The sequence below is a fragment of the Martelella sp. NC20 genome, assembly GCF_013459645.1.
Lineage (GTDB): Bacteria > Pseudomonadota > Alphaproteobacteria > Rhizobiales > Rhizobiaceae > Martelella.
Window position 1 is genome coordinate 1,566,262 of the sequence record NZ_CP054861.1, and the last position, 16,546, is coordinate 1,582,807.

General features: G+C 60.1%; 15 protein-coding genes and 1 pseudogene. 11 read left to right on the forward strand and 5 right to left on the reverse strand.

Annotated features, from left to right (window positions below; translation table 11 throughout):
* Positions 1 to 9 precede the first annotated feature (9 nt).
* From HQ843_RS07555 to HQ843_RS07565, 3 genes are all read right to left on the reverse strand, one after another.
* Positions 10 to 1,302 carry a TRAP transporter large permease gene (locus tag HQ843_RS07555; RefSeq protein WP_180899103.1) on the reverse strand — a complete coding sequence of 431 codons (1,293 nt, stop codon included), beginning with the start codon at positions 1,300 to 1,302 and terminating at the stop codon, positions 10 to 12.
* A complete protein-coding gene (locus HQ843_RS07560; RefSeq protein WP_180899102.1) occupies positions 1,299 to 1,808 on the reverse strand; it encodes a TRAP transporter small permease in 510 nt (169 codons plus the stop codon). Before HQ843_RS07560 ends, HQ843_RS07555 begins: the two co-directional genes overlap by 4 nt.
* Before the next feature lie 66 nt (positions 1,809 to 1,874).
* Positions 1,875 to 2,954, reverse strand: coding sequence for a TRAP transporter substrate-binding protein (locus tag HQ843_RS07565; RefSeq protein ID WP_180899101.1), 1,080 nt, complete (start codon positions 2,952 to 2,954; stop codon positions 1,875 to 1,877).
* Between the two features lie 111 nt (positions 2,955 to 3,065).
* Here HQ843_RS07565 and HQ843_RS07570 point away from each other — a divergent pair, with 111 nt between their 5' ends.
* The 11 genes from HQ843_RS07570 to HQ843_RS07620 all read left to right on the forward strand — a co-directional run bounded on the left by HQ843_RS07570 (position 3,066) and on the right by HQ843_RS07620 (position 14,352).
* Positions 3,066 to 4,205, forward strand: coding sequence for a TRAP transporter substrate-binding protein (locus HQ843_RS07570; protein WP_180899100.1), 1,140 nt, complete (start codon positions 3,066 to 3,068; stop codon positions 4,203 to 4,205).
* A gap of 119 nt (positions 4,206 to 4,324) precedes the next feature.
* Positions 4,325 to 5,821, forward strand: coding sequence for an IS21 family transposase (gene istA / locus HQ843_RS07575; RefSeq protein ID WP_180899035.1), 1,497 nt, complete (start codon positions 4,325 to 4,327; stop codon positions 5,819 to 5,821).
* On the forward strand, positions 5,818 to 6,576 hold the full coding sequence (gene istB / locus HQ843_RS07580) for an IS21-like element helper ATPase IstB (protein ID WP_180899036.1): 759 nt from the start codon (positions 5,818 to 5,820) through the stop codon (positions 6,574 to 6,576). Before istA ends, istB begins: the two co-directional genes overlap by 4 nt.
* Before the next feature lie 136 nt (positions 6,577 to 6,712).
* Positions 6,713 to 6,961, forward strand: coding sequence for a transporter substrate-binding protein (locus tag HQ843_RS07585; protein ID WP_180899099.1), 249 nt, complete (start codon positions 6,713 to 6,715; stop codon positions 6,959 to 6,961).
* Complete coding sequence (locus HQ843_RS07590) at positions 6,958 to 7,548, forward strand: ANTAR domain-containing response regulator (protein ID WP_180899098.1); 591 nt, start codon at positions 6,958 to 6,960, stop codon at positions 7,546 to 7,548. Before HQ843_RS07585 ends, HQ843_RS07590 begins: the two co-directional genes overlap by 4 nt.
* Positions 7,545 to 8,459 carry a proline iminopeptidase-family hydrolase gene (locus HQ843_RS07595; RefSeq protein WP_180899097.1) on the forward strand — a complete coding sequence of 305 codons (915 nt, stop codon included), beginning with the start codon at positions 7,545 to 7,547 and terminating at the stop codon, positions 8,457 to 8,459. Before HQ843_RS07590 ends, HQ843_RS07595 begins: the two co-directional genes overlap by 4 nt.
* Before the next feature lie 49 nt (positions 8,460 to 8,508).
* Positions 8,509 to 10,200: an ABC transporter substrate-binding protein gene (locus HQ843_RS07600; RefSeq protein WP_180899096.1), complete on the forward strand. Its 1,692-nt coding sequence runs from the start codon at positions 8,509 to 8,511 to the stop codon at positions 10,198 to 10,200.
* 124 nt (positions 10,201 to 10,324) lie between these two features.
* The gene (locus HQ843_RS07605; protein ID WP_180899095.1) at positions 10,325 to 11,347 is read left to right on the forward strand and encodes an ABC transporter permease; all 1,023 of its coding nucleotides are present in this window, start codon (positions 10,325 to 10,327) and stop codon (positions 11,345 to 11,347) included.
* A gap of 10 nt (positions 11,348 to 11,357) precedes the next feature.
* The gene (locus HQ843_RS07610) at positions 11,358 to 12,329 is read left to right on the forward strand and encodes an ABC transporter permease (RefSeq protein ID WP_180899094.1); all 972 of its coding nucleotides are present in this window, start codon (positions 11,358 to 11,360) and stop codon (positions 12,327 to 12,329) included.
* Positions 12,329 to 13,354, forward strand: coding sequence for an ABC transporter ATP-binding protein (locus HQ843_RS07615; protein ID WP_180899093.1), 1,026 nt, complete (start codon positions 12,329 to 12,331; stop codon positions 13,352 to 13,354). Before HQ843_RS07610 ends, HQ843_RS07615 begins: the two co-directional genes overlap by 1 nt.
* 5 nt (positions 13,355 to 13,359) lie before the next feature.
* Positions 13,360 to 14,352 (forward strand): ABC transporter ATP-binding protein, encoded by a 993-nt coding sequence (locus tag HQ843_RS07620; RefSeq protein WP_180902289.1) that lies wholly within the window; start codon positions 13,360 to 13,362, stop codon positions 14,350 to 14,352.
* Positions 14,353 to 14,361: 9 nt separating this feature from the next.
* Here the strand turns inward: HQ843_RS07620 and HQ843_RS07625 are convergent.
* Together HQ843_RS07625 and HQ843_RS07630 are read right to left on the reverse strand one after the other, a co-directional pair.
* Positions 14,362 to 15,311: pseudogene (locus HQ843_RS07625) on the reverse strand (IS630 family transposase); the annotation flags it as partial.
* Positions 15,312 to 15,380: 69 nt separating this feature from the next.
* Positions 15,381 to 16,184: a DeoR/GlpR family DNA-binding transcription regulator gene (locus HQ843_RS07630; protein WP_180899092.1), complete on the reverse strand. Its 804-nt coding sequence runs from the start codon at positions 16,182 to 16,184 to the stop codon at positions 15,381 to 15,383.
* Positions 16,185 to 16,546: the final 362 nt, after the last annotated feature.

The window sequence follows — 16,546 nt, forward strand, 5'->3', positions numbered from 1 at the left end:
AGAGTCCTCCTATCGGATTGCGAACAGCGCGATTTCCGGCCAGACCGCCAGGGCGGCGATGAACAGCAACATGCCCGCCACGAAGGGGATGCAGCCCCGGAAGATCGTGCCTAGCGGCACATCCTTGGCCACCGCGTTGATGATGTAGACATTGATCCCGATCGGCGGCGTGACCAGCGCGACCTCGGCGACGATCACGATATAGATGCCGAACCAGACCGGATCGATGCCAAGCGACATGGCAAAGGGGAACAGGATCGGGACCGTCAGGATAAGCATTCCAAACAGATCGAGAATGCAGCCAAGCACGAGGTAAAGGATCGTCACCGCGATGATGAATTCCCAGTAGTTCAGGTCGAGGCTGTTCATGAAACCGAGGATGGTGCCCATCAGCCCGGTCTGCGCGAGAAACCGGGTGAAGAGATATCCGCCCACGATGATCAGAAAGAGCATTGCGGTCGTCAGGGCACTGTCGGTCAGTGCGTTGCGGACGGCTGCCGGGCTGAGCTTCCGCGACAGCGCTCCGTAGAGCAGCACGGCGACCACACCGATGGCCGAAGCTTCGGTCGGCGTGAAGACGCCGAGGTAAAGACCGCCGAGGATGACCGCAAAGATGCCCAGAACCGGCAAGACTTCAAAAAGCGATATCAGCATGTCGCGCGTGGTGAAGCTTGCCGGGTCGATCCTCCGGCCGACCTCGCTTGGCCGGATGGCTGCGGTGATCAGGACGATCAGCGCGAAAATGATCGAAATGCAGATGCCGGGCACGATGCCCGCGACAAACAGATCGCCGATCGAGGTTTCGGTCATCAGGCCGTAGAAGACCATGATGATGCTGGGCGGAATAAGGATGCCGAGCGTGCCAGAGGCCGACATCACGCCGGTTCCCAGCCGCATGCCATAGCCGTAGCGCTTCATCTCCGGAATAACGATGCCGCCCATGGTCCTTGCGGTGGCAGCACTGGAGCCGCTGACGGCCCCGAAACCCGCGCAAGCGAAGACCGACGCAATGGCAAGGCCTCCCGGCAGCCAGTTCAACCAGAGTGACGCACTACGGTACAGGCTGCGCGCGATGCCGGTGTGATGGATGAGGTTGCCCATCAGGATATAGAAGGGCAGAGACAGCAGCAGGAAGCTCGTGCCTTCGGACCAGTAGACCAGCGTCATTTGGGCCAGGGCGCTATTCAACGTTCCCACAAAATAGAGGCCGGCCAGGCCAATGCTGATCATGGCCAGCCCGATCGGGATACCCAAGGCGATCAGCGCAAGCAGGACCCCGAAACTGAGGATCACCGGGATCATTCGATTATCTCCTCGTGCTCGGAACTGTCCGCGTCGGCCACATGGCCCGTGACGAGACCCCAGAGACCGACCAATCCGGTCATAATGGCGGACACGCCCAGTGCGAAGCGGAACCAGACGTGCGGAAGGTCCAGCTCAGGCGAGTTTTCGTTAAAGAGAATCATCATCTTGCCGTCTTTCCAGCACTGGAAGGCCAGGGCTGCGCTCACAAGAACCACAAGCAGCCAGACCACGCGCTCGATGCGCGATTTCGCTTTCTCCGACACGTTGGCCCGGACAAATTCCGCCCGGATGTGAACCCCGGCCAGCCAGGCTGCGGGTGCGGAGAGGGCAAGCGCGAGGAAGAGCATCAGCGAGGCGAATTCCTGCGACCAGGTCCAGGGAGAATTGAATACGTAGCGGCGTACGACGTCGATCGAGATGATGATGAGGATCGCGGGGTAGCAGACATAGGCTGCAACGCCGAACATCAGTGAAGAAGCTCTTACGAGCAGATAGCGTACCATGATGTTGTCCGGTGTATGAGTGGTGCGGGCAGAGCCGGCCGTTGGCCGACCCCGCCCGTTCTCTTGTCAGTGGAAGGCGCCGGTGACCGGCTGCTCCTCGTCCAGGGCGAGGATGTCCTCGTCGCTCATCGCGCCGTATTTTTCCGTGAGTTGCTCAAGCTGCGCCAGGGTCTCCTCGGCCGTCGGATCTTGCATCGAGGCGTTTTTCTCGATGAAGGCCGCGTATATCGGGGCCAGGAGTTCATCGATCCTGGCGAGGTCCGCTTCCGAAGGCTCGATGATCTCGACGCCTTCCTCGTTCATGCCGGCCAGCGCATCTTCGGTCAGCTTGGTGTACATTTTGGCATAGTTCATCGCGGCGTGACGGCCGGCGACGGCGACCACTTCCTGCAGATCTTCCGGCATGGAGTCGTACAGCGCCTTGTTGAACCCGGTCGGGATGGCGACACGGCCAATGCCGATCCGGTAATTGTACTTCCCGATCTCATCCAGATTGTAGGCCCCGAGATCCGCAGTGCTGAGGAGCACTGCATCCAGAACGCCTTGCTGGAAGGCGGAATAGGTGTCGGTGATGGTCATGGTGACTGGCACGGCGCCCAGACGCTCGACGATCTCGGACATGGTGCCGCCGGCGGCACGGATTTTCATGCCCTTCAGGTCATCGACGCTCGAGATCGGTTTGCGCGACAGGATGTCGTAGGATGGCGTGACCGCATAGAAACCGAGATAGACGCCAACCCGCTCGTACTCATCCATGTAGTAGTCCGGGTACATCTCATTGACGACGCGGGTCGCGGCAATGTCGCTGTCCGGCAGGGCGTGCGGCAGTTCGTTCGCATGGATCAGGTTGAAGCTCGACGCCATATAGATCGGGTAGGCCGCTGTCGCGTCCGTGACGCCGCTGATCAGCGCCTTGAAGCCGTCGCCGACCGGGTGCAGTACACCGCCCGGATAGGTTTCGGCCTCGATACGACCATTGCTGAGCTCTTCGAGCTCGTCGGCATAGGCCTGAAAGACCTCCTGCCAGGCAGGAGACGTCTCGGGTTGGTTATAGGAAACCTTTACCTCGAACTCCTGCGCGACGCTCGTTCCAGCGGACAGCGCAAGTGCGAGCGCGGCCCCGACTACGATTTTCTTGATAAACATTCTTTCCTCCCTCCTTGCTCCATTTCAATTGAAGCCGATCCTCCAAGGATTGCCGAGCGTCTCATACAAACGACCGTTTGTAAACACGGTATTTTTCTTGGACCTGCCGGTTTGGGTTTCGATGAGGAGTTGCAAAACCAACGAATGTTTGTTTTACTCCGCAACATGCATCACATGAGCTGGGAGGAGATCATGATGTGTTTGTTGAGGAGTTGTGCCATAGCGCTCATCGCTACCCTAGCAGTTGGAGAGGCGGCGGCGCAGGAGAATTACACCCTGCGTCTGTCCACATATAAACCCAGCAATTCAAAGGCATGGACGGAAGTCTACGTCCCATATGCGGAGCGTATCGCCGAACTCAGCGATGGCCGCATCACGATCGAGGCTTTTCCGGACGGCACGCTGCACAGCGCGCCCGACGGTTTCAAGGCGATCGCCGGGGACATTACAGACGTCACGCCCGCTTTCCCCGTCTACATGTCTTCAAGCTTCGACCTCGTGAAGGCGACCGAGCTTCCACTGGCCTATCCGAATGTCTACGTCGCGACCCGTGTGATCAACGAATTGTACCCCGAATACTTCCGGGACGAGTTCGAGCGGCTGGGTACCGACCTTGCCTTCACCAGCGTCACCTCGCCCTACGACATCATCACCAAGGTGCCGGTCAATTCGGTTGAAGATCTGAAGGGCCTGAAAATCCGCTCCGCCGGCGGGCTGATCAGCACCATGCTCGAGCTTCTGGGCGCGGTGCCCGTCAACATCTCGATCGGAGACACCTACGCCGCTTTCCAGCAGGGCGTCGTCGACGGGGTGATCCTCAGCACCGCGGCCATGGCGGATTATCGTCTGTACGATGTCGCAAAATATAACTACCGGCTCAACGGCGCGCTGATCTGGATTCCGAATGCGATGAACCCGGACTTCTATGACCCGTTGCCCGACGATCTGAAGGAAGTCCTTGCGGTTGCCGGGCGCGAGGCGGCGATGAACAACGCGATCCACTACGACAACCTGACCAAGGATGCGCTCGCCCTGATGGACGAGGCGGGTGTGACCACGGTCGAGCCCTCGCCGGAAGACATGGCCGAAATCGAAAAGCGCCTCGCGCCGATTTGGGACGATTTCGTCGCCAACAGCGCCAATCCTGAGCGCGCTCAGGAGCTTGTCGATCAAATCCGTGCGCTTTCGGACAAGTACGCCGCGATGACGCCTGAGGAAATCATCGCTCTCGATGAGGCCGAGCCGGTCTGAGAACGGCGGTGCAAAAGTCGGCCACGGAAGCGGCGGAATAATTCGTCCGCGGGCGGAGTAAAATCCGGCCACCTATTTTCCTTCTGCAATGAGCGCAGGAGGGACAGAGGATCTACACCGTGGAACTTTATCTGAAGGTTCGTCTGGCCGTCTCGGAAGGGATGAGCCGACGTCAGGCAGCCAAGCACTTCAACATATCCCGCGACAGCGTAGCGAAGATGTTGTCGTATTCGACGCCTCCTGGCTATCAGCGACAATCACCGGTCCGGCGGCCGAAGCTGGACGCGTTCGTTTCAACGATCGACCACTGGTTGGACGAAGACAGACACGTACCGCGCAAACAGCGCCATACAGCCAAGCGTGTGTTTGACCGGCTTCGTGATGAGTGCGGGTTCACCGGCGGCTATACGATTATCAAGGGCTATATCCGGGAGCGGGAACAGCGCCGTCAGGAAGTCTTCGTGCCGCTTTCTCATCCGCCCGGCCATGCGCAGGCCGATTTCGGTGAGGCGACGGTCGTGATCGGAGGTGTCGAGCAGAAAGCCCATTTCTTCGTACTCGATCTTCCGCATAGCGACGGTTGCTATGTGCGGGCTTATCCGGCGGCGGTAGCCGAGGCTTGGGTCGATGGCCACGTCCATGCGTTCGCCTTCTTCGGGGCCGTGCCTCCATCAATCGTCTATGACAATGACCGCTGCCTTGTGGCGAAGATCCTGCCTGATGGCACGCGCAAGCGGGCAACACTGTTCAGCGGGTTCCTGTCCCATTATCTGATCCGGGATCGCTATGGCCGCCCCGGAAAGGGTAATGACAAGGGGAATGTCGAGGGCCTCGTGGGCTATGCGCGGCGTAACTTCATGGTCCCCATCCCGCAGTTTCCAACGTGGGATGCGTTCAATGCCTTTCTGGAAGAACAGTGCCGCAAGCGCCAGCGCGACAGGCTGCGTGGTGAGAGCGAGATGATCGGTGAACGGCTGCAGCGTGATCTGGCTGCCATGCAGTCCTTGCCAGCCTCCCCATTTGACGCCTGCGATCAGGCCAGCGCCAGGGTCACGGCACAGTCTCTCGTTCGCTACAAGACGAACGACTATTCCGTACCCGTCGCCTACGGTCACCAGGACGTCTGGGTCCGAGGCTATGTCGACAAGGTGGTGATTGGTTGCCGCGGCGAGATCATCGCCCGCCATCCCAGGAGCTTTGATCGGGAGGATGTCATCTTCGACCCTGTGCATTACCTGCCGCTGATCGAGCAGAAGATCAATGCGCTGGATCAGGCAGCCCCTTTGCAGGGCTGGGATCTGCCGGAGGAGTTCGCGACACTGTGCCGTCTGATGGAAGGCCGCATGGCAAAGCATGGCCGGCGAGAATACGTGCAGGTTCTTCGACTGCTGGAAAGCTTCGATATGGCTGACCTGCATGCGGCGATCAAGCAAGCCATTCATCTCGGTGCGATCGGCTTCGACGCCGTCAAACATCTGATTCTTTGCCGGGTGGAGCGCCGGCCGCCGCGACTTGATCTGTCGATCTATCCCTACCTGCCGAGAGCAACCGTGGAGACGACATCGGCGAAGGCGTATATGGGCCTCCTGTCATCGGGGAAGGGAGAAGCGGCATGAGCACCGAAGCACCCGAGATCCTGCTTGCCCACGACCTCAAGAGCCTGAAGCTGCCGACCTTCCAGCGGGAGTATCAGAAACTGGCCCGGCTTTGCGCCACCGAGGGCGTTGATCATATCGGATACCTCACCCGGCTTGCCGAGCGGGAAATGATCGAACGGGATCGCCGCAAGGTCGAGCGCCGTATCAAGGCAGCCAAATTCCCGGTTGTCAAAAGCCTCGACAGTTTCGATTTTACCGCCATACCGAAGCTCAACAAGATGCAGGTGCTGGAACTGGCCCGCTGCGAATGGATCGAGCGTCGCGAGAACGTCATCGCTCTCGGCCCCAGCGGAACCGGGAAGACGCACATAGCGCTCGCCCTTGGCCTGGCCGCCTGCCAGAAGGGCCTGTCCGTTGGCTTCACCACAGCAGCTGCCATGGTCAGCGAGATGATGGAGGCCCGTGACGAGCGGCGTCTCCTACGTTTCCAGAAGCAGATGGCAGGATACAAGCTGCTGATCATCGACGAACTTGGCTTCGTGCCGTTGTCAAAGACCGGCGCGGAGCTGCTGTTCGAGTTGATCTCGCAACGCTATGAGCGGGGCGCCACCCTGATCACCAGCAATCTGCCCTTTGACGAATGGACAGAAATCCTGGGATCCGAGCGACTGACTGGCGCTCTGCTCGACCGCGTCACCCACCACGTCAACATTCTCGAAATGAATGGCGACAGCTATCGTCTCGCCCAAAGCCGCGCCAGAAAGGCTGGCTGAAACCCTTCAGAAAATCGCTACGCCGGTATGAGACCCCCGCTCGGGCTACGCCCTCCCGCGGGTCTCATACCGGCGTCCAAAGTGGCCGACTTTTGCTCCGCCCCGTGGCCGGTTTTTACGCCGCCGTTGACAGGTCGTGCGCCGGGTCGTCACCTCGCGCAGGTTCGATACGCCGATCGGGGCGCTCTCGGTCGATCCTGCAACACAGCACGCAGCACTTTCATGCCATATGGCGGAAGTCGGGAAAGACGGACGGTTCCGCCTGTTCGACCGCAGCATCGGACCGATCGTGGCCGACCCCTATCTTTCCGGTGATGCCGCACGCGAAGCTTTCCAGCCAATGCCGCGCGCCGAAAAAACAGCAAGCTTGAAGGTGGTCAAATGAAGACATTCAAGCGACCGGATATCGCCGGCAAAAAAGCTCTCATTCTCCACCCGCCGCATGCAACCAGTGAGGCGCTGGTGCGGCAGCTGGCGCTTCTCAGGATCTCCACACGGGTGGTCTGGCCGCAGCTCGATCTGGCGGATGCCGAGGCCGACTTCGTGTTTTTCGATGTCGATGGCGGCCATGAGGGCCAGTTTCCCTGGGAGCCGGGCTGTGCGCCCATGCCCACCATCGGGCTGATCGGATCGGAAGCGCCGGGCCGGATCGAATGGGCGATTGCACAGGGCGCCGATGCCCATCTGTTGAAGCCGATCGGCTCCACCGGTGTCTACAGCGTTCTGCTCGTGGCAAGCCACGCCTTCAAGACAATACGCCGGCAGACGGATGACATTCGCGCTCTCGAGGGCCGGCTGCGCCAGCGCCCGTCCGTCGTCCAGGCCGTCCTCTTGCTGATGGAAGAGGGCGCGCGCGATCAGGAGGCGGCCATGAAGACCCTGCGCGCCATTGCCATGACCTGGCGGATGACGCTCGAGGAAGCGGCGGAGGCCATCTGCAACAATGAAGGCCGCACCAAATGCGGTGCATGAAAGACAAGGAGAAAGAGGTGTCAGTCACAGAAGGTTTCGCGCCCTACGGCGAATATCGGACCTGGTATCGGATCACCGGCGACCTGAAATCCGGCAAGCCGCCTCTGATCGTGGTCCATGGCGGTCCTGGCTGCACGCATGATTATGTCGACAGCTACAAGGATGTCGCCGGGAGCGGCCGCGCCGTCGTCCACTACGATCAGGTCGGCAATGGCAAGTCCACACACCTGCCGGAAAAGGGCGCCGATTTCTGGACCGTCGATTTCTTCAAGAAGGAACTGCACAATCTGATCGATTATCTCGGCATTCGCGATGCCTATTGCGTGCTCGGCCAGTCGTGGGGCGGCATGTTGGGCGCGGAATTTGCAATCGATTGCCCAAAGGGCCTCAAGGCGCTGGTGATCGCCAATTCTCCGGCCGCTATGGAGACCTGGATTTCCGAAGCCAACCGGCTGCGCAAGGCGCTTCCGGGCGGCGTTCACGAGACGCTCCTGAAGCACGAAAAGGCAGGCACGACGGACAGCGCCGAATACAAGGCCGCCACCGACGTGTTCAATCAGAACCATGTCTGCCGGATCGTACCGATGCCGCCGGAGGTCCAGCATACATTCGATCAGATCGACGAGGACCCCACGGTCTATCACACGATGAACGGTCCGAACGAGTTCCATGTCGTCGGCACGATGAAGAACTGGTCCGTGGTCGGCAAGCTCTCCGCAATCGAGGCTCCGACCTACCTGATCTCCGGGCGCTTCGATGAAGCGACGCAAGCTTGCGTGACGCCCTTCCTGGAAGAAATTCCGGATGTCCGCTGGACCGTGTTCGGCGCTTCGTCCCACATGCCGCATGTCGAGGAACGGGAAGCCTGCATAGCGGCCGTTTGCGCCTATCTCGATGAAAAGGCCGCCTGAGCGGCGTGCGATCAACCCAAAAACAGAAAGCAAAAGAGGAACAGCAGTGATGAAGACAATCAGGCATTTGAAGACAGCAGGAGCCGCGCTCGCCGTGGGCCTTCTGGCACAGACGGCGCTTGGCGGCGTTGCCGAGGCGCAGGATCGCGAAGCGCTTCTGAAAGAGCACAGCGGCGGCACCATGATGCTGGGCGCGGTGTCGGCGGCCGGCACGATCGACCCGCACGTCAACTACACCGCCGAGTTCTGGCAAGTGTTCCAGATCCTTTACGATGGTCTCGTGAAGTTCAAGCAGGCCTCGCGTGCGGAGGGTTACGAGATCGTTCCCGATCTGGCCGAGGCGATCCCAGAACCGCAGGATGGCGGCAAGACCTACGTGTTCAAGCTGCGTGACGGCCTCAAGTTCGCCGATGGCACGGATGTGACGGCGGAAGATGTCGTCGCCTCGTTCCAGCGCATCTTCAAGATCAACGGCCCGACCTCCGGCTCGTTCTACAACAACATCGTCGGCGCCGACAAATGCCTTGCCGAGTCGAAGAGCTGCACGCTGGAAGGCGGCATTGTCGCTGATGAAGCGGCCGGCACGGTGACCTTCCATCTGGTCGCACCGGATTCGGAATTCTTCGACAAGCTCGCCGTTCCGCATGCCTCAATCCTGCCTGCCGAAACCGCGGCGACCGACGCGGGCACGAGCTATATTCCGGGCACCGGTCCCTACATGATCGGGAGCTACGATCCGAACGACAAGATGGTGATGAAGCGCAATCCGGAATTTTCCGAATGGAGCGTCGACGCCCAGCCGCAGGGCTTCCCGGACGAGATCGTCTACCGGTTCGGCATGAATGAAGAATCGATGATCAACGCAATCCAGAACGGCCAGCTCGACTGGATGTTCGATCCGCCGCCGGCAGATCGGCTGAACGAACTCGGCACGCAGTACGCCGACCAGGTTCACGTCAATCCGCTTGCCGCCTTCTGGTATGCGCCGATGAACACCAATCTTGCGCCGTTCGATAACGTCAAGGTGCGCCAGGCCGTCAACTATGCCATCGACCGCAATGCGCTGGTCAGCATCTATGGCGGCCCCGTTCTCGCGCAGCCGACCTGCCAGATCCTGCCGCCGGAATTCCCCGGCTTTGAAGAAAGCTGCCTCTACACCGAAAATCCGGGCACGACCTGGTCGGCGCCCGATATGGAAAAGGCAAAGCAGCTCGTCGAGGAATCCGGCACGGCCGGACAGAAGGTGACGGTGGTTGCCGAAGACACCGCGACCTCTCGCGCCGTTGGCACCTATCTGCAGAGCGTTCTGGCCGAACTCGGCTATGACGCCACGATGCAGGCGATCTCGCCCAACATCCAGTTCACCTATATCCAGAACACCGACAACAATGTGCAGATCTCGGTTTCGCAGTGGTTCATGGACTATCCGCAGGCTTCGAACTTCCTGAATGTTCTCCTGTCCTGCGCATCCTTCAACGAGGGTTCGGACGCTTCGATCAACATTGCGGGCTATTGCAACGAAGAGATCGACGCCAAGATGGCTGAAGCCATGCAGACGGCAGTAACCGATCCGGAAGGTGCCAACAAGCTTTGGGCCGAGATCGACAAGGCGTTCATGGAGCAGGCGCCGGTCGCGCCGCTGTTCACGCCGAAGAATGTCGATTTCACCTCCAAGCGCGTCGGCAACTTCATCTTCTCCAACCAGTTCCGCTGGCTCATCGACCAGTCCTGGGTGCAGTAACAAGAACGGCTTTGCCGCTCCCGGTCAGATGGCCTCAAGTCGGGCGACCGGCGGCGGCAGCGCCTTGAAGACATCAGAGACAGGGCGTTTGCGCCCTGTCACCGGCCAGACGAGATCCATGCCCATGACAGACGCAGCGTTACCAGTGAACCCGGCAGAGCCTAAGCCACGCGTCGGGCAAAGCCCGATGCGCCGGGCATGGCTGATCCTGTCGCGCGACAAGGCCGCCATCGGCGCCTTCGCCGTGCTGGTACTGATCGTGCTCGCCTGTCTCGCCGCGCCGCTCTATGCGAAATATGTCGCGAAGTCGGACCCGTTCCGCTCCAATCTCTCGGGCTCGATCGAGATTGACGGCAACGCGGAGAAGATCATGCAGGCCTCGACCACCGGTCTCGGCCTTGGCGTCACCCCCATCGGCCCCACCTGGCACGGTCAATACATGCTCGGCGCCGACAATCAGGGCCGTGATGTCGCAGCCCGCCTGCTTTACGGCGGGCGCAATTCGCTTCTGATTTCATCGGCGGCAACGCTCATCTGTCTGGTGCTGGCGGCAGTGATCGGCATTTCCGCGGGCTTCTTCGGCGGCTGGGTCGATATGGTCCTGTCGCGAATACTGGAAGTGCTGTGGGCGTTCCCGGTCTATCTCCTGGCCATCTCGCTGTCGATCGTGCTCCTGTCGCAGACGATCGTTCTCGGCCCGATCGAGATCAGTTCGGGAAGCCTCGCGCTCCCGATCGTGATCATCGGCATCATCTACGTTCCCTATATTGCAAGGCCGATCCGCGGGCGTGTTCTGTCTCTGCGCGAAAGCGAGTTTGTGCTTGCCGCCCGCGGCCTCGGCATTCCGCGCTGGCGGATCCTCATCAAGGATATCCTGCCGAATGTGACGACCACGCTGATCGTTTATATCCCGATCATGATGGCGCTCAACATCGTCACGGAATCGGCACTCTCCTTCCTCTCCATCGGCGTTCAGCCGCCGGATGCGAGCTGGGGCACGATCATTCAGGACGGGCAGGGTCTGCTCTACACCCGGCCAATGGTGGCGCTTGCGCCCGGTATTTCGATCGTGCTCACCGTGCTGGCGCTGAATGTGCTCGGCGATAGTGTGCGTGATGCGCTCGACCCCAGAACCAAGATGCGCTGAGGAGCGATCAATGTTTTTTGCAATCCTCCAGCGCCTCGGCCAGATGATCTTCGTGATGTTCGGCATTTCGGCGCTCGTGTTCCTGATCTTCTTCGCAACGCCCGGCTCCGATCCTGCCGCGCGTATTGCGGGGCGCAATGCCGCGCAGGAAACGGTTCAGGCGATCCGCAAGGATTTCGGTTTCGACAAGCCACTGCCCGTTCAATATGTGATCATGATGAAGAAGTTGTTCGTCACCCGCGATTTGACCTCCTTCGTCAATCGCGGGCTGGAGGTTGTGCCGCAGGTGATGCGCGCCGCCCCAATCACGCTGTCGCTGGTGTTTGGAGCGGCGGTGCTATGGGTGTTCGGGTCAATCGTGGTCGGAGTTCTGGCGGCGATGTACCGCGATACGGTGATCGACAAGGGCCTGATGATCCTCGCGCTCATCGGCGTGTCGATGCCGGTGTTCTGGCTTGGCGAACTGATGAACCTGGTTTCCCAGAGCCGCTTTCATGACACATGGCTTTTCTCCTGGGTGCCGGGCCTCGGCTACAAGCCGTTCTTCGATGGTCCCTGGCTGTGGTTCAAGACCCTGGTGATCCCGTGGTTCACGCTGGCCGCCCTCTACATCGGCATCTATGGCCGCGTTCTGAGGGCCAATCTGGTGGAGGCCTATCAGGAAGACTATGTCCGCACCGCCCGCGCCAAGGGTCTGTCGCCCGGCCGCGTCATGCTGCAACATGCGCTCAGGATGTCGATGATCCCGTTCGTGACCATGTTCGGCCTCGATTTCGGCGTTCTCGTCGGTGGCGCCGCGTTGTTGACGGAGGTCGTGTTCGGTCTCAATGGAGTCGGCCGCCTGACCTATCAGGCCATGCTCAATCTCGATCTGCCAATGATCCTCGCCACCGTGATGTACGCTTCGTTCTTTGTCGTTGTCACCAATGCCATTGTCGACATCGTCTATGTTGTCATAGATCCGCGGGTAAGGGGGCGCTGATGGAAAAGAGCGCAAACGCGACGCTGCTTGATGTGCAGGGCCTGTCGGTATCCTTTGCCACCGACCGGGGCCGGATGAAGGCCATCGACGACGTGTCTTTCCATGTCGAGAAAGGAGAAATCCTGTCGATCGTTGGCGAGTCCGGATCGGGGAAATCGGTGACCTTGCTGTCGTTGCTCGGCCTCAACGATCCCAGGACCACCTTCGTCGAGGGCTCCGTCGCCTTTCAGGGCAAACGTCTGCTCGAACTGCCGGACCGGGCGTTGCGCCGGTTGCGCGGCAAGGAAATCGGCCTGATCTCGCAGGATCCGATGACGGCGCTGACGCCGGTCTACACAATTGGCTGGCAGATTGCCGAGCAGATCCGGACCCACGAGAATGTGTCGAAGAAGGCTGCACGTCTGCGCGCGGTGGAACTCCTTGCCTCGGTGGGCCTTCCCAATCCGAACGAGGCGGTCGACCGCTATCCGCATCAGCTTTCCGGCGGCATGCGTCAGCGCGCCGTCATCGCGATGGCGCTGTCCTGCAGTCCGTCTCTTCTGGTTGCCGACGAACCGACGACGGCGCTTGACGTGACCGTGCAGGCGCAGGTTCTGGATCTGCTTTTGAAACTGCGCGACGAATTCGGTTCCGCGATCATCCTCATCACCCATGATATGGGCGTGGTCGCCGAAGTCGCGGACCGGGTCCATGTCATGTATGCCGGGCGGATGGTGGAAAAGGGAACGACGGCGGAGGTCTTCGACCAGCCGATGCATCCCTACAGTTGGGGTCTGATGGCTTCCATCCCGCCGCTTTACGGTGAAAAGCTGGCACGGCTTCCCTCGATCCCCGGAATGCCGCCCACCCCGCAACAGGCGCCTGTCGGCTGCGGTTTTGCCCCGCGCTGTCGCTTTGCCAGGCCTGAATGCGCGGCCCGTCCGCCAACCCGTCGGGATGGCAATCATACAGCACTCTGTGTGCTCGAAGGCGCCGAGCGCGCCGCCGCGCGACGCGCCGTTCTAGGCCATGAGGTGGACGCATGAGCGAGATGACAGGCCAGCAACCGCCGCTGATTGCCTCCCGCGATCTTTCAAAGCACTTTACCGTCGGCAAGACCATGCGGCCCGGTTCGGGCCGGACGCTCTATGCCGTGGACGACATCACGCTCGAAGTCCATCAGGGCGAAACGCTCGGGCTTGTGGGCGAGTCCGGATCCGGAAAATCCACGCTCGGCCGTTGCCTGACGCGGCTTTACGATCCGACTTCGGGAACGCTGGAATTCGATGGCAAGGACATCACGCGCGTGGGCGAACGCGGGCTCCTGCCGGTGCGCCGGCGGATGCAGATGATCTTCCAGGACCCATCGGCCTCGCTCAACCCGAAGCGGCGCGTGCGCGAGATCGTGGGTGAGGCCGTGCGGGTTCACGGCATCCGCAAGAGCGGCGCGGTCAATGACTGGCTCGAAGAGCTTATGGATATCGTCGGCCTGCGCGCGGAATATCTCGACCGCTATCCGCACGAATTTTCCGGCGGACAGCGCCAGCGTATCGGCATTGCCCGCGCGCTTGCGGTCGAACCGGAGCTGATCGTTGCCGACGAGCCGGTCTCCGCGCTGGATGTGTCCGTTCAGGCCCAGATCGTCAACCTGTTCTCGGACCTGCGCGAGCGGCTGAACCTCACCTATATCTTCATCGCGCATGATCTGGCGGTGGTGCGGCAGGTGTCGTCGCGGGTTGCGGTGATGTATCTCGGCTCGCTGGTGGAAATCGGCGAAACCGATGCGCTCTATCGCGAGCCCCGCCATCCCTATACCCAGGCTCTCCTATCCGCGGTTCCGCAGGCGGAAAACCGCGGCAAGCGCCAGCGCATTCTGCTGGAAGGCGAAATTCCAAGCCCGCTCGACCCGCCGAAGGGCTGCAAGTTTTCCACCCGCTGTCCGTTTGCCGCCGATCGCTGCCGCTCCGAGCGACCAAAATTGCGGGATTTCGGTGATGGCCATCAGGTGGCCTGCCACTATCCCCTCGGCGCCACTGGAGATTAGCGCCGATGCCCCTTTCCGCAACGGAGTTGTCATATTATGGAGCCAGCGCTCGACCTGGTTCAGCCAGCTTGCCGAGGTCGGCGTGAAGTGGACGTGTCAATGCGGGCAACGGGCCAATGCGGGCGGCGGGCCAGTCAGGCCTTGATCTTCGGCGTCTTGTGCGTGGCGTAGTTGTCCATGACGACATGCACGTCCCGCCGCTTGGGCATTCTCCGGTCCAGCTCCTTCAGGAAGTCGAGGAACTCCGTCGCGCGGTGGCGTTTGCAGCATTTCCCGATCACCGCTCCGGTGGCGATATCGAGCGCGGCAAACAGCGAGGTGGCGCCATTGCGGACATATGTATGGGTGCGTCGTTCCGCCAGGCCCGGCGCCATGGGCAGGACGGGCTGCTCGCGGTCGAGCGCCTGTATCCGGGATTTTTCATCGACACACAACACGATAGCCCGGTTCGGTGGAGACATGTAAAGATCGACCACATCCTGCACCTTGTCCACGAACAGGGGGATCGGTGGACAGCTTGAACGTCTCGGCGCGATGCGGTTGCAGTCCGAACGCGTTCCAGATGCGGCGGATCGTGGTGTGTGACAGACCGATTTCCTCGGCCATCGACCGAATCGACCAATGGGTCGCATCCTTCGGCGTCGTCTCCAGCGTCCATTTGATCACAATCGTTCGAGGCAGGTCGGCAACCTGTTCGTCCGAGGCCGGCCGGCGCGATACGCGTCCGAAAGCCCTTCGATGCGGTGTTCGGAAAACCGTCGCCGCCGCTTGCCGACCGTATGCTCGGTATGTCCGAGTTCGGCGGCGATCTCCCTGCTTGTCGCGCCATCAGCGCATCGCAGAACGATCCTGCACCTGTCGGACAGCGATCGCGCAGCCTTGTGCCGGCGCAACGGCGCTTCCAGAAACCCGCGTTCCTCATCGCTGAGTTCAATTGTAACCGATGCCCGCCCCCTCATCGCCAACCCCCAAAATTCGCTTCATATCAATGATGGCAAATTTGGTTCCTGGTGACTAGATGCTGTTGTCTAGACGATCTCGACATTCACGTTCGATGCGCGAATTAACTCGAGTTCTTTGGATGGTATGTCGCCAGTCAGGATCACGAGGTCGAAATCGGTGATTTCTGCGACATAGTTCAGGGCGCTGAACTGAAATTTGGTCGCATCGGCGAGCAGAATCCGCCGTCGGGCGACCTGCATCATCGTCTGTTTGGCGCGGACAACGATTTCGTCGGGCGTATAGAGCGATAGCCCCTGGATCGTGGTCGTCGACAGGATCGCTACGTCCACATGATAGGAGCGCATGGCTTTTTCGCAATTGGCTCCGAAATAGCCGTGATAGCCCGGGTGATAGCGTCCGCCCGTCGATACCAGATCGATGTCCGGTGTTTGCCGCAGCCGCTCAAGGATCGGCGCGGCATTGGTGACGACGGTTAACGGCGAGACCTCATCAAGGTAGTCGGTAAGGTGGAATGTGGTGGTGCTGTCGTCGATCATGACAGCATTTCCGGGCTCAAGATGAGCGATAGCCGCGCGTGCGAGCCGCTTCTTGTCCTCCACATTCTTGCGTCCGCGGTAGTTGTAGCTGCTCTCGAACAATAGCGACTTTTCTGCTGAAACTGATCCGCGCAATCTGCGCGCGAGGCCTTCCGCTTCCAGAACGGATAGGTCGCGATGGACAGTCATCAGACTGACGTCGAGCATTTCGGCCAGATCCCGGATCTGGATCGATGAACCGCTCATCAGAAACTGGACGATTTTGGTCCGTCGCCGTTCCGCCTTGGAGGGCGTTGCCTCGGTGTCGACGTCCAAATTGTTATGATCGCTCATCGCTTCTCTCGTTGAATTTAACATTTTCTTGTATCGAACAATTTCCGGTCTCTGTCTAATCATTTCTGATATCGCTATTGAAGCAGAAAATAAATTAATAAACCCAATTATTTGATAAGGATTACATACCCTCGCGCGCGTTGGAATGCGGAGCGTGCTCCCAATCAGAAATATCCAAAATGTTGTTAAGCAACAAATTTTACGATAAAAGAAACAAAATTATTGATATCTCTAACTCGCGCTGTTAGCGTTTACGCATCCGGTGTCGGCAGATCCTGAGATCACTCGGGATTTCGTCGAAAGGTGGAAATAGCGGTTCCGTCAGCGAGTGTTGACGTTCGGTTCCGCGTGAAAGCGTATGA

Bases quoted from the DNA above. Each gene is read 5' to 3' on its own strand.
- istB (WP_180899036.1), top strand. From the start codon at position 5,818: ATGAGCACCGAAGCACCCGAGATCCTGCTTGCCCACGACCTCAAGAGC.
- HQ843_RS07630 (WP_180899092.1), bottom strand. From the start codon at position 16,184: ATGAGCGATCATAACAATTTGGACGTCGACACCGAGGCAACGCCCTCC.
- HQ843_RS07565 (WP_180899101.1), bottom strand. From the start codon at position 2,954: ATGTTTATCAAGAAAATCGTAGTCGGGGCCGCGCTCGCACTTGCGCTG.
- HQ843_RS07605 (WP_180899095.1), top strand. From the start codon at position 10,325: ATGACAGACGCAGCGTTACCAGTGAACCCGGCAGAGCCTAAGCCACGC.
- HQ843_RS07620 (WP_180902289.1), top strand. From the start codon at position 13,360: ATGACAGGCCAGCAACCGCCGCTGATTGCCTCCCGCGATCTTTCAAAG.
- HQ843_RS07600 (WP_180899096.1), top strand. From the start codon at position 8,509: ATGAAGACAATCAGGCATTTGAAGACAGCAGGAGCCGCGCTCGCCGTG.
- HQ843_RS07560 (WP_180899102.1), bottom strand. From the start codon at position 1,808: ATGGTACGCTATCTGCTCGTAAGAGCTTCTTCACTGATGTTCGGCGTT.
- HQ843_RS07610 (WP_180899094.1), top strand. From the start codon at position 11,358: ATGTTTTTTGCAATCCTCCAGCGCCTCGGCCAGATGATCTTCGTGATG.
- HQ843_RS07615 (WP_180899093.1), top strand. From the start codon at position 12,329: ATGGAAAAGAGCGCAAACGCGACGCTGCTTGATGTGCAGGGCCTGTCG.
- HQ843_RS07555 (WP_180899103.1), bottom strand. From the start codon at position 1,302: ATGATCCCGGTGATCCTCAGTTTCGGGGTCCTGCTTGCGCTGATCGCC.
- HQ843_RS07595 (WP_180899097.1), top strand. From the start codon at position 7,545: ATGAAAGACAAGGAGAAAGAGGTGTCAGTCACAGAAGGTTTCGCGCCC.
- HQ843_RS07590 (WP_180899098.1), top strand. From the start codon at position 6,958: ATGAAGACATTCAAGCGACCGGATATCGCCGGCAAAAAAGCTCTCATT.